At 60.2% G+C, this 12034-nt stretch carries 12 protein-coding genes; 10 read left to right on the top strand and 2 right to left on the bottom strand.

What is annotated here, in order from left to right; genetic code table 11:
• The first annotated feature begins 152 nt into the window (after positions 1 to 152).
• The 7 genes from fliG (at position 153) to ACOBR2_RS10000 (ending at position 7865) form a co-directional block, all read left to right on the top strand.
• Positions 153 to 1163, top strand: a complete 1011-nt coding sequence (gene fliG, locus ACOBR2_RS10030) for a flagellar motor switch protein FliG (RefSeq protein ID WP_420239874.1) — start codon at positions 153 to 155, stop codon at positions 1161 to 1163.
• 76 nt (positions 1164 to 1239) lie between these two features.
• The gene (locus tag ACOBR2_RS10025) at positions 1240 to 2022 is read left to right on the top strand and encodes a FliH/SctL family protein (protein ID WP_420239873.1); all 783 of its coding nucleotides are present in this window, start codon (positions 1240 to 1242) and stop codon (positions 2020 to 2022) included.
• Positions 2019 to 3332: a FliI/YscN family ATPase gene (locus tag ACOBR2_RS10020; protein ID WP_420239872.1), complete on the top strand. Its 1314-nt coding sequence runs from the start codon at positions 2019 to 2021 to the stop codon at positions 3330 to 3332. Before ACOBR2_RS10025 ends, ACOBR2_RS10020 begins: the two co-directional genes overlap by 4 nt.
• 3 nt (positions 3333 to 3335) lie before the next feature.
• Positions 3336 to 3845, top strand: coding sequence for a hypothetical protein (locus tag ACOBR2_RS10015; protein WP_420239871.1), 510 nt, complete (start codon positions 3336 to 3338; stop codon positions 3843 to 3845).
• A gap of 117 nt (positions 3846 to 3962) precedes the next feature.
• A complete protein-coding gene (locus tag ACOBR2_RS10010; RefSeq protein WP_420239870.1) occupies positions 3963 to 5891 on the top strand; it encodes a flagellar hook-length control protein FliK in 1929 nt (642 codons plus the stop codon).
• Positions 5892 to 5950: 59 nt separating this feature from the next.
• Positions 5951 to 6517: a flagellar hook capping FlgD N-terminal domain-containing protein gene (locus tag ACOBR2_RS10005; RefSeq protein ID WP_420239869.1), complete on the top strand. Its 567-nt coding sequence runs from the start codon at positions 5951 to 5953 to the stop codon at positions 6515 to 6517.
• A 67-nt stretch (positions 6518 to 6584) separates the two neighbouring features.
• On the top strand, positions 6585 to 7865 hold the full coding sequence (locus ACOBR2_RS10000; RefSeq protein ID WP_420239868.1) for a flagellar hook protein FlgE: 1281 nt from the start codon (positions 6585 to 6587) through the stop codon (positions 7863 to 7865).
• 60 nt (positions 7866 to 7925) lie between these two features.
• Here ACOBR2_RS10000 and ACOBR2_RS09995 read toward each other — a convergent pair whose 3' ends face one another.
• Entirely contained in the window at positions 7926 to 8372 is a 447-nt protein-coding gene (locus ACOBR2_RS09995) for a PaaI family thioesterase (protein WP_420239867.1), read from the bottom strand.
• Positions 8373 to 8566: 194 nt separating this feature from the next.
• On the opposite strand from ACOBR2_RS09995, the gene ACOBR2_RS09990 reads away from it, so the two are divergent.
• The 3 genes from ACOBR2_RS09990 to ACOBR2_RS09980 all read left to right on the top strand — a co-directional run bounded on the left by ACOBR2_RS09990 (position 8567) and on the right by ACOBR2_RS09980 (position 11285).
• The gene (locus ACOBR2_RS09990) at positions 8567 to 9313 is read left to right on the top strand and encodes a superoxide dismutase (RefSeq protein WP_420239866.1); all 747 of its coding nucleotides are present in this window, start codon (positions 8567 to 8569) and stop codon (positions 9311 to 9313) included.
• 149 nt (positions 9314 to 9462) lie between these two features.
• Entirely contained in the window at positions 9463 to 10782 is a 1320-nt protein-coding gene (gene miaB / locus ACOBR2_RS09985) for a tRNA (N6-isopentenyl adenosine(37)-C2)-methylthiotransferase MiaB (protein WP_420239865.1), read from the top strand.
• Between the two features lie 14 nt (positions 10783 to 10796).
• Positions 10797 to 11285, top strand: a complete 489-nt coding sequence (locus tag ACOBR2_RS09980; protein WP_420239864.1) for a bifunctional nuclease family protein — start codon at positions 10797 to 10799, stop codon at positions 11283 to 11285.
• Here the strand turns inward: ACOBR2_RS09980 and ACOBR2_RS09975 are convergent, their stop codons facing one another.
• Positions 11286 to 12017 (bottom strand): glutamine amidotransferase, encoded by a 732-nt coding sequence (locus ACOBR2_RS09975; RefSeq protein ID WP_420239863.1) that lies wholly within the window; start codon positions 12015 to 12017, stop codon positions 11286 to 11288.
• Between the last annotated feature and the right edge of the window lie 17 nt (positions 12018 to 12034).

Here is a 12034-nt window from a genome sequence, read left to right as displayed (position 1 = left end):
CGGAATGGCGTAGACCGAAGGGGCGATGTTAAGGGGCTTTTCTTAAAAAATAGTTGCCTTGTACAGCCCTCTGAAACGTCTGCAAATACTTCGTAAGTACAGTAGTTGGAAAGGACGCAATTTTGGCAGAGCCGGGAAAAGACAGAGGGCGAATGATGGCCAACTTATCAGGATTGCGCAAGGCCGCGATTCTGCTGGTGACGGTTGGCGAGGAACTGGCCAAGGAGATTTTGCGCGCTCTGCCGGAACCAGATGTGCAGCGGCTGACCGAGGAACTGGCCGACCTGCGTGGTGTGACTCCAGAGATTTCGGCCGACGTGATCGAGGAGTTCTGGGAACTGTTGCAGACCCAGAACGTGATGGTGCACGGCGGTCTGGACTATGCCAGCCGGTTGCTGATTGAAACCTTTGGCAAGGAGCGGGCCGAAGATCTGCTGGCACTGGTCAAGCGCAGCCAGGAGGCGGCGCAGGGCAATCTGGCCAAACTGCAGCGCACCGATCCGCAGCAGCTCGGCAAGCTGCTGGATAGCGAGCACCCGCAGACGATTGCTCTGGTGCTGGCCCATTTGGACCCCCGCCGTGCCTCGCAGGTATTGGACAACCTGAGCGAAGACCATAAGGTAGTGAGCGTGCAGCGGCTGGCCGAAATGCGCCAGTTCTCGCCCGAAATGGCGCAGAAGGTGGCGCATATTCTGCACCGGCGGCTGGAGAGCGTGGGCGATACGGCCCGCAAGAGCTACTCCGGCTTCAAGGCCGTGGCTGACCTGCTCAACCGCCTGAATGCCGAAGAGGCCAAGCACATTCTGGACACCATCGAAGAGAGCCAGCCGGAGCTGGCACTGAGCATCCGCAACCTGATGTTCACCTTTGAGGATCTGATCACGGTGCCGGCCACCTCCATCCGCGAGATTGTTTCGGGCGTGGACAAGCGGCAGCTGGCCATGGCTCTGCGCGGTGCCAACGAAGAGCTACGAGCCCAGATCTTCAAGGCCATGAGCTCGCGTGCCGTCGAAATGCTCAAGGAAGACATGGAAGTGCTTGGACCGGTGCGCTCGCGTGAAGTCGCTCAGGCCCAGCAGGAGATTCTGACTCTGGCCCGCCGTCTCGAGGCTGAGGGCAAGGTGATCCTCAAGCTCGAGTCTGGCGACGAGATGATGGCGTAGACCACCCCGCTGAAAGCGTGGCGGCCTTTGCAGGGAACCGAAAACGGGCGGCGGAGTTCGCAACTGAGGGATGAGAATGTTGGTTGAGCAGGCGGACGGAGTTTTACAGGATAAGGTCTACGGCCGGTTCGAGCTCTTCGAGTATCCGGAGAGCGAGAAGCCCTATGTAGCACAGTCGATGGAGGGGCTCACGCCGTCCGAGGACGCTGCGGCCGAGCAGGAGGACGAGACAGCCGAGGAGGCAGCGCCTGCTTCGCCGGAGGTCAATATCGCCATGCTCGAATCGGAGTTCGAGCGGCGATTGAAGGAGGAGGCGCGCCGCGCCTTCGAGTTGGGATGCGAGCAGGGGCGGTTGGCTGAGCGTGAGGCGCAGGACACCACCCTGCAACAGAGCGAGGAGCAGCGCAAACGTCAGGCCGTGGAGCTGGTCGGTCGTTTTCAGCAGGAGTGCGATCGCTACCTGCATGCGGTTGAGCAGGAAGTCGTGCGGCTGTCGCTGGCCGTGGCATCGCGAATTCTGCGCCGCGAGTCGCAGATGGATCCGTTGCTGCTGACGGGAGCCGTTCGTGTGGCCCTCGGCCAACTGGCCAGCACCAGCGAGGTCAAGCTGCGAGTTCCGCAGCAGGATCTGCAGCTCTGGCAGGACGCGGTTGTGCTCTTGCCCAACCTGAATCCCAAGCCGGAAGTCTTGGCCCAGGACGGGTTGCAGCTGGGCGATTGCGTGATTGAAACCGTGCTTGGCTCAGTCGATCTGGGCCTGCGGGCGCAGCTGGCCGAAATCGAGCGGGGATTCTTTGACCGCTCCGGGTCGGTAAGAAACCATACCACCAAGGAAGAGCAAGCGGAGGCCGGACGATGAGCGCTCTGCTTGGTCGTTATTTTTCTTCGCTGCAACGCTTGCAGCCCTGGCGCTGGAGCGGTCAGGTAGTTGAGTCCGTCGGGCAGACGATTGAATCGAATGGTCCGCTGGCTTCGGTGGGCGAGTGCTGCGAGGTTATTGATCGTTATGGCCTGCCGCATCTGGCTGAGGTGATCGGCTTCCGCGGTTCCAATGTGCTCTCCATGCCGGTGGAAACGACCGAAGGCATTCGCTTTGGCGATGCGGTGGCGGCGCTCGGCTACGGACCCGGCATTGAGGTGGGCCCGGCGCTGATGGGACGCGTATTGAATGCCATGGGCGAGCCGATCGACATGTTGCCCAAGCCGGAGATTGAACGCTCGCTGCCGCTCGAAGGTGCGGTGCGTTCGCCACTCGACCGTACGCCGATCCGCCAGCCGCTTGGCACCGGCATTCGCGTGCTCGATTCGCTTTTGACGGTTGGTCGCGGGCAGCGCGTAGGCATTTTTGGTGGTTCGGGCGTAGGCAAAAGCACGCTGATCGGCATGATGACCCGCAATACCGAAGCCGATGTAACGGTGGTCGGACTGGTGGGCGAACGCGGCCGCGAGGTGGGCGAATTTCTGGAAGAGGCTTTGGGCGAAGAGGGTCGCAAGCGCTCGGTGGTGGTGGTTTCCACCTCCGACGAATCGCCCCTCAAGCGCGTTCGGGCAGCGCTTTCCGCCACTACAATAGCCGAATACTTTGCGGCTCAGGGCAAGCATGTATTGCTGGTGCTCGATTCGCTGACCCGTTACGCCATGGCGGCCCGCGAGATCGGGCTGGCGGCCGGTGAGCCGCCCACGGCCAAGGGCTATACGCCTTCGGTCTTCACCAAACTGGCCAAGCTGATCGAGCGCACCGGGCAGTTCCGCACCGGATCGATCACGGCCTTCTATACAGTTCTGATGGAGGGCGACGACCAGCAGGATCCGCTGGTGGACGCGGTGCGTTCGCTGCTCGATGGTCACGTTGTGCTCTCCCGCCAGATGGCCAGCGAGGGCTGGTACCCGCCGATTCAGGTGCTGGACTCGATCAGCCGACTGATGCCGTCGGTTACCGAGGAAGCCCATCGCCAGCAGGCGGCTCTGGTGCGCAAGCTTCTAGCGGTCTACGCCCGCAGTGAGGATCTGGTACGCATCGGCGCCTACAAGCCGGGCAGCGATCTGGATCTGGACCGCGCCATCCGCGCTCGCACCGCGCTGCGCAACTTCATGACCCAGGACACACGGGATGAAGTACACTTCCGCGATTCCTTGCAGCGCCTGATCGCACTCAGCACGGAGATCTAGCCCGTGGCCGTTTCCCGTACCCTCAAGCGACTGCAGCGGGTTCTTGAACTCGAAGAGGAGCAGTGCCTGGCCGCCATGGAGGCGGCCATGGCCGAGCTCCGGCGGCTGGAACAAGCTCTGGTAACGGCCGGTGAGCGGGGCCGTCAGGCTCGCCTGCTGGTCTCTGCGAGCGTGCATACCGGCGAATTCGAAGATCGTCTAGCTGGACTGAGCGAATCCGTATCGAGCGAGCGACTGCAGAAGGCGCTCCAGCCGAGGATTGCCGTCGCCGAAGAAGAAGTAGCGGAGAGCCGTGAGGTCTATCTGGCCAAGCGGATCGAGCGCCGTCAGGCCGAGACGCTGATCGAAGAGGCCGAAGCGCGTGAGAAAGTTGAAAGAAATCGCAAGGCACAGGCCTCGTTGGATGAGTGGTATCTGAGCCGGAAGCGGATGGAGGAGCGTCGTCAAGCCGCCTCGGCCCAGCGTGACAAGGCTCCCAAGCCGCTGCATCGACAGTGCGAAATCAAACATTAGCGTAAAAACTGTAATAAATTGAGAAGTTTTCCTGTTTGTGAGCGGATTTCCCATTCCTGACAAGCTTTTAACCATGAAATGTCCAGCTTTGGCACATCACCTGCTTCTTCTCTGGGCATGAACGTAGGCGGAGCTGTGGACCTCGGAGTAGAGAACGGCGGACTGGCGATCGGCAGCCAGGGAATCAGTGGACTTATCAACACCGGGAGTGGACAGACTGCAAGCCCGGCAAGTTTTGGATCGAGCTTTCAATCGGAACTGACATCGCTCGGAAAGCAGAACCCCGGTTCTGCCTCTTCTGCAGCCTCTTCGATGACAGGGACGGAGAACGCTACCGGAAAGAATGCGCAGTGGCATCCGGCAACCGCCCGTTCCATACAGAATGCAGTGAACTCTGGCGCGTCCGCGGCCACCAATCCGTCCGCGGCGGCCAGTGCAACAGCCGCGACGGCCGGAACAGAGAAAGCAGAACCGAGTCCTGACCAGAGCGCGTCGATGGCCGCACAGCCGTCCGGAAGTACGAAAGCGGCGGCCCAGCAGAATCCGGATATGACGGAAACAGCGCAGGCAAAGACGGCTGCGGACAAATCTTCCTTGGGGAATCTTTCTACGGCGGGAGCAAAACAAACAGGACGTGGGAATGCGGACAAGAATCTTGCCCCGAACGCGCCCATTGAGGTAGCGAGTCTGACCGCGGGCGACTCCAGCAATCTGCTGGCGTTGGCTGCGGCAGCACAGAATGCCTACAGTGCAGCTAATCCTGCGCCAGCGCCGGAGAGCACTCCGGAAGCTCCGCAAACGGGATCCGGCAGTGCGCTGGACGGGGTTGTGGGCGTGCAGGCAACGGCCTCGGGCAATGCGGTTCTGCCACAGGGCGCGGCGGTGCAGGGCATTGCATCGGGCGATGCGAATACGGACGACGACTCCGGCGAGGACGACACGCTCGCTGCAACGACCGGTACAGCACTGCCTCAGAATGCAGTGGCCCAGGCCTCGACGCAAAGTGCCGTAGTGGGTGTCGTGGATCCGGCGGCGGGCGGTGCCCATGCTCTGGTAGGCAAAACAGCCTCCAAGGCATTGCACGCCAGCAGCGCAACCGGCGCTTCCGGCCAAGCCACGAAGGCGGGCAGCACTACGCCCGGCTCTGCGCAGGCAGCCGGACAAAGCCCAACGCAGGCGGCAGCTGATCTTTCGCTGCAAGGCGTCAAAGGGGATGTGAATCAGCCCACGGATGGCGGCCCAACGGCAACAGGCACGGCCAAGACGAAGTCCGGCCTGAGTGCTGGCAAGGCCGATGCCGTTAGCGCGACGGGCAGTGAGAAGGTTCCCGGCAGTGACCGACTGGCCGAGGCACAGAATATGGCCGGGGGCACCGCGGCAGCGGCAGCTGTGGCTGATGCCGCCCAGCAGGCGCACGCCGTGCAAGGGAACATGCAGAATCTGGCGGCGACGCATGCCAACAGCGCCAATGAGCTTTCGTCGATGGTGCGCGAACAGGCCGCCCAGCAGGCAGCAGGCAATCCGGGCCCTCAGGCCGCGGGCGATGCCGCACCGCGCACGGCAATGACGGCGCAGGATACATTCAGCGCGCTCGATAGTGGCGGCAGTGGCGGCAGCCATGTGAGCTGGACGCATACCGGTCCGCAGCGGGTTGAAGCAGCCTTCCAGGATCCGGTGCTTGGTCAGGTCAGCGTCCGGGCGGATTCAACGGGCGGCAATGTGCACGCCACTTTGATTTCAAGCACCAATGAAGGAGCGCAGGCACTCAGCAACCATCTGGGCGAGCTGAATCATTTTCTGAGTCAGCAGAACTCCGGAATTAACTCGGTCTCGGTGGAAACCGGGGGCACGCAGAACAGTTTTGCCGGCTCCGGCGGGCAGCAAAGTGGACAGCAGCAGGGCTCGGATGCACAGGCGGCTCAGGTGCAACCAGACAAGTATTTGAGCAGCGCATCGGGTCACTCCAATGATATGGACGACAGTTCCGATGCCGTGGTGGGGATTCCCGCTCTGCGGGAGGGCAGCAGCATCTCGCTGCTGGCATAAAACCAGTTTGGCCCGTCCGGCAGCATTGGATCGGCAACAGTGAAACAGGGGAGAGAAGGATGGCAACCTCAGCAATTCATGGCAACGCATTTCCGACGGAAGCGACGAGCAAGCCGTCGGGGGCGGGCAGTCCAATGATCAGCAGCGCTGCACCGAGCGCCGGCAGCAGCAGTTCAACCTCCAGTGGATCGTCGGATGCGGGCACGATTACGTCGAATGATTTTATGACGCTGCTGGTTGCGGAAATGAAGAATCAGGATCCGACCTCGAACCACGATCCCAACCAGTACATCAACCAGCTGGTGCAGGTAAACAGCCTGGAGCAGTTGATCAAGATCAATCAGACGTTGTCTCAGGCGCTTGGTGACAGCGGTTCGTCGCAGGACAGCGGTTCCACTTCCAGCAGCAGTTCGGATCAGGCTCCTGCTCCGCATGGCGCAGTGCAGGTGGCGCAGAACACATCGCCGGAACCGGTCGTGAAGCATGCGGCCAGCGCAGGCAGTCATGCTGCCGGAATTCCGGCAGTCAATCCGGTTGTATCGGCCAGCGTACCGTCGGCCGCCACAGACGCCTTGGGTGGACAGAATGCCGTCGCCGGGTCGTCCAGAGGCTTGGGCTCCAACTAAAGCATTTTGGAGCAGGCGGGCCGAAGAGGCATAACCCCAACCAGTTCGAACGTAGAGGAGATCTTCCATGCCTAATTTCAGTATCGCGTTGTCCGGTCTTGATGCCGATGCAACCTCGCTGGACACGATTGCCAACAACCTTTCCAATATGAGCACGACGGCCTACAAGACCCACACCACCAAGTTCTCCGACGCATTCTATGAGTCGCTGGGAACCTCGGGTGCGGGCAACCCGATTGCCAAGGGCACGGGCGCCAAGGTCTCGGGCACATCCACCGATTTCACTCAGGGCAACTTCAACACCAGCCACAAGACCAACTCCGATATGGCGATCAATGGCGAGGGCTTCTTTGTGGTGAAGAACAGCACGGGCCAGTATCTGACCCGCGATGGTGGCTTTACCCAGAATGCCGCAGGCCAGTTGGTGACCACCAACGGAGCCAACCTGATGGGCTATGCCGTTACCAAGGGCGTGCCCGATACCAGCAAGCTGGCCGAGGTCAAGCTGCCTACCAGCGGTTCGGTGATGAGCGCCAACGCCAGCACCAAGATGACGGTGACGGCCAACCTGGATTCGTCCACTGCTGTGGGCGGAACGTATACCAGCACGGCAACCCTGTATGATTCGCTCGGCGAAACGCATACGGCCACCATCACCTACACCAAGACCGCCAACAACTCCTGGAACTACTCGATTGCCTTGCCGGCTTCGGACTACGCTTCGGGCACGGCGACGCCGATCACCGGTTCGCTTGCCTTTGACGCCAGCGGCAATCTGAGTACCATTTCTTCGGGCGGCGCTGCCAGCACGGTGGGCACGGCTCCTGGAAACGTCAGTTCGATTCCGCTCAGCTTTGCCGGACTTTCCGACGGCTCCAATGACATGGCTATCAACTGGAACATGTTGAACTCCAACAATGGCCAGATTCTGACCCAGACCAACTCGCCTTCGACGACCAGCTCCGCAGTTGCCGATGGCTACACTTCGGGCACCTACGAAAGCTTTGCGGTCGACACCAACGGTATGGTGAATGCGACCTACTCCAATGGCCAGACGGTGGCCGTGGGACAGGTGGCGCTGGCCGACGTGGCCAACGATCAGGGCTTGGTCAGCAAGGGTTCCGGCATGTACGCAACCACCGTGTCCAGCGGCAACATGAATGTGGGCACGGCCGGCAATGGTTCGCTGGGTACGATCGAGGATAACGCTACCGAAGAGTCCAACGTCGACATCTCAACCGAATTTGCCGATCTGATCGTCGCGCAGCGAGCCTTTGAGGCCAACTCCAAGTCAATCACCACCTTCGACACGGTCACCCAGGAAACCATCAATCTGATTCACTCCTAAACCATCCTGACTGGAGTGAGAAAAGGGCCTTCCTTGTGAAGGCCCTTCTTTTTTTGTGATTTACTCCGGCGCTCGCTGCATGCGGCGGGCGCGAACTTCCACGAACAGGCCCGTCGAGCTGGCCAGCACCGTGCCTTTTTGATCGAGGATGCGGGCTTCGGTCCAGTGCTTACGTTCTTCGCTCCTCAGCCAGCGCCCCTCGATGCGCACCGCTTGGCCGCTCGGCACCGGTCTCCGCAAGTCGATCTCCATGTGACGGGTCATTGCAGTGACGCCGCGCATACGCACCGACTTGCTCATCGCTTCGTCCAGCATGGTGCTGATGATGCCGCCATGCACATAGGTCGGCGGACCTTCGAAGCTCTGCGGAATGGTTGCCACGCTGACAACGATCTGATTCTCTTCATCGAGAGCAAACTTCAACTGCAGGCCGGTAGGATTGTCCAGTCCGCAGCCAAAGCAGAAGTTCTGTGCGCCATGAATCAGCGGCTTGAGCGTTTCCGTCATTCAGTTTCCTTTAAGCTTTTGTCATCGCAGGGGCCGCAGGCTGCATCCAAAGCGCAGGCCACGGATCTTCCCCGGGAGCGCACGAAGTCGGGCGTTTCCCACGTGGTTTGTACCGGTTTGATTGTACCGGCTTGTTTGTGCCGGTTTGATTGTTGCATAAACCCAGACGGTTTTCCCCCCGGAGGTTTTGCCCTATGCCCACTCTAATCCACACGCCCAGGATGGATCGCCGCGCCGCTCTTCGCCAGATAGGCGCTTTGACCGGTGCCGCGCTGCTTGGCGCAGAACTCTCCGCCCAGAGTCTGCCAGCCGCGCCTGCCGCCGCCAAGGTCGCGCCCTTCACCCTCGCGCCCCTGCCGTACGCCTACGATGCGCTGGAACCATATATAGATGCGGAAACCATGCACCTACACCACGACAAGCATCATCAGGCCTATGTGAACAACCTCAATGCCGTGATTGCGGCCCATCCCGAGCTGGCAGCCAAGTCACTCGATTCACTCCTGGCCCATCTGGACGCAGTACCCGAGGCGGCCCGTGCCGCAGTGCGCAACAACGGCGGCGGCCACGCCAATCACAGCTTTTTCTGGACGGTGCTGGGCAAGGGAAGTAGCCAGCCCAGCGGTGAACTGGCCAAGGCCATTGACGCCCGCTTCGGTTCGCTCGGCAGCTTTCAGGAAAAACTGACCACGGCAGCGCTCAGCGTCTTTGGCAGTGGCTGGACCTGGCTGCTGCAGTTGCCCGATGGATCGCTTGCGCTGGAAACCACGGCCAATCAGGATGCGCCCATCAGTCAGGGCAAGCGGCCCGTGTTGGCGCTCGACGTCTGGGAGCACGCCTATTACCTGAAGTACCAGAACCGCCGCGCGGAGTACGTGAAAGCCTATCTTCAGGTGGTCAACTGGGATGCGATCAGCTCCCAATTTGCGCAAAAAGCCTGAGGCTTGCAAGGATCTGCGGTTGCTTTCGGCCTATTTCCCGCAAGCCCACACCGCAAAACAAAGAAAAACAACCGCAGATCCTTCCTTTCGTTCAGGATGACAATCATCCAAGGGCTCAAAAACCACTGCACGGTATACTGGGAATTGGTATGGCACTGGAAAAAACCTTCTATCTTGAAACCTTCGGCTGTCAGATGAACGCCCATGACTCGGAAAAAGTCATCGGAACACTCGAACAGCAGGGCTACAGCCGTGTGGACAGCGAAGAACAGGCTTCCCTGATTCTTTACAACACCTGTTCGATCCGCGACAAAGCGGAGCAGAAGGTCTTTCACCGGCTCAACGATTACAAGATCCTGCACAAGGCCGGCAAGCGCTTTGCCGTTCTGGGTTGCGTCGCCCAGCAGGAGGGCGAAAAGATCTTCGAGCGCGCCCCCTACGTTTCGATCGTCTCCGGCTCGGCCTCTTACCGGCGACTGCCGGAGATGCTGGCCCGTCTGGAAGCTGGCGAAACCCGCATTACCGGCCTGAACGACCGCGAAACCAGCGAGACCTTCGAAACCGACTTCGCCTCCCGTCAAAACCCCTATCGGGGCTACATCACCATCATCGAGGGCTGCGACAAGTTCTGCGCCTACTGCGTGGTGCCGTACACCCGCGGCAAGGAGCGCAGCCGTTCCTCCAGCTCAGTGCTGGAAGAGGCTCACCGCATCGCCGATCAGGGCTACAGCGAGATTCTGCTGCTGGGGCAGAACGTGAACAGCTACCGCGACCCGGAAGGGAAGCAGAGCTTTGCCGAACTGCTGGCTGCCGTTGGACAGGTCTCCGGCATTCGCCGCGTCCGCTTCATGACCAGCCATCCGCGCGATTTTACCCGCGACATCATCGACGTAATCGATGCAGTGCCCACGCTTTGCGATCACATCCATCTGCCCATCCAGTCCGGCTCCAACAGTGTGCTGGCCCGCATGAACCGGGAGTACACGGCCGAGTGGTACCTGGAACGCATTGCCTGGATCAAGGCGGCCAAGCGCAAAATTTCGCTTTCCACCGACATCATCGTTGGTTTTCCGGGCGAAACCGCCGAGGATTTTATTGCCACCATGGACCTGCTGGCCGAAGTGCAGTACGATCTGGTTTACGGTTTCAAGTACTCGGCCCGGCCCCAGACTCCGGCACTGCAGATGGAAGACTCCGTCTCGGAAGAGGAGAAGGTGAAAAGACTTCAAGTGTTGCTTGACCGTCAGCGCGAGATTCAGCGGGTGAATTACGCCCGCCATCTGGGCCAGATTCTTGAAGTGATGGTTGAGGGCACGCATCCAGCACGCAACCAGGTGGCCGGACGCAGCAGCCAAAACACGCCCGTCAACTTCACCACAGCTTCGGGGATCGCTCCGGCTCCCGGAAACTATGTGAACGTAAAGATCACCGCCACGCATCCCAACAGCCTGGTCGGTGAAGCTGTCTAGTCGTAAGGGGAAGCATGGACATTGAAGTGAAAATTCGCGGCTTGATGATGGATCCCTCCACCAATATGCCCATCGTCGTGCTCAAGGACATTGCCTCCGAGACGGTGATGCCGATCTGGGTGGGCATCTTCGAGGCTAACGCCATCGCCATCGAGATTGAGAAAGTGGACGCCCCCCGGCCGATGACGCATGATCTGGCCAGAAACCTCATCCGTCACTTGAATGCCTCCATGCAACGCGTTGTAATCACAGAACTTAAGGAAGAAACCTTCTTTGCCATTCTGTGGCTCAGTCAAAACGGCGAAACCATCGCCATCGACATTCGACCCTCCGACGCCATCGCCTTGGCCTTACGTGGAGATTGCCCCATCTTTGTGAATGAGAAGGTGATGGAAGTTGCCAAGCTAGCGACGACCGGCCCGGCCGAGAGCCAGACGGCAGAGCAGCTGCGCAACTGGCTCGAAGGGCTGGGCGACGATGATCTGGGTCGCTACAAAATGTAGCTACGACCCGGCGGTTTGCGGAAATACAACGTCAAGCCAATGATTCCAGAATACTTTAGAGGCCTCCGCTACAACGGGGGCCTTCTTTTTGCCCTCGGCCCGCAGTCGGGACACATCGATGCCTTTCACGCCCAGCTCGCAGGTATGGCCCACGTACCAGCGTTCCAGCCCCGCAGCCGTCACTTCCACATGAAACTGCAGGCCAAGAGCGTAGTTTCCAACTGCAAATGCCTGATTCTGATACTTTTCTGAGCTCGCGAGGTGAGTCGCGCCGGTCGGCAGGTCGAAGGTGTCACCGTGCCAGTGCATCACCTCAATGCCAGGCGCCAGCAAGGGCTGGAACCACTTCGGGGTGGTAGCCGTGGCATGCAGCGGGCTCCAGCCGATCTCGGCGCCATTTTTGCCGGGATAGACCTTGGCTCCCAGAGCGGCAGCCATCAACTGAGCACCCAGGCAGATGCCGATGGTCGGCTTTTGGGCCGCAAGACGTTCACGTACTAGCTTGAGTTCGTCGAGCAGGAAGGGATATTTCTCCAGCTCATAGACGCCGATGGGGCCACCGAGCACGATTAAAAGATCTGCATCCAGTGCCGCACGTGCCGGAAAGTTAGCGGCAGTGGCTTCAGCATACTGAATGGAAAAGCCACGTGCCTCAAGAGTGGGCCGCAAAGCATCGAGGTCCTCAAAAGGCACATGAGTCAAAGCAAGGGCTGTACGTTTGGCTGTGTCCATGGGGACATGATAAGACA

Source organism: Telmatobacter bradus (assembly GCF_048629425.1).
Lineage (GTDB): Bacteria > Acidobacteriota > Terriglobia > Terriglobales > Acidobacteriaceae > Telmatobacter > Telmatobacter bradus.
The sequence above is the reverse complement of the archived record's forward strand: the minus strand, read 5'-3'. Positions and strand labels throughout refer to the sequence as shown.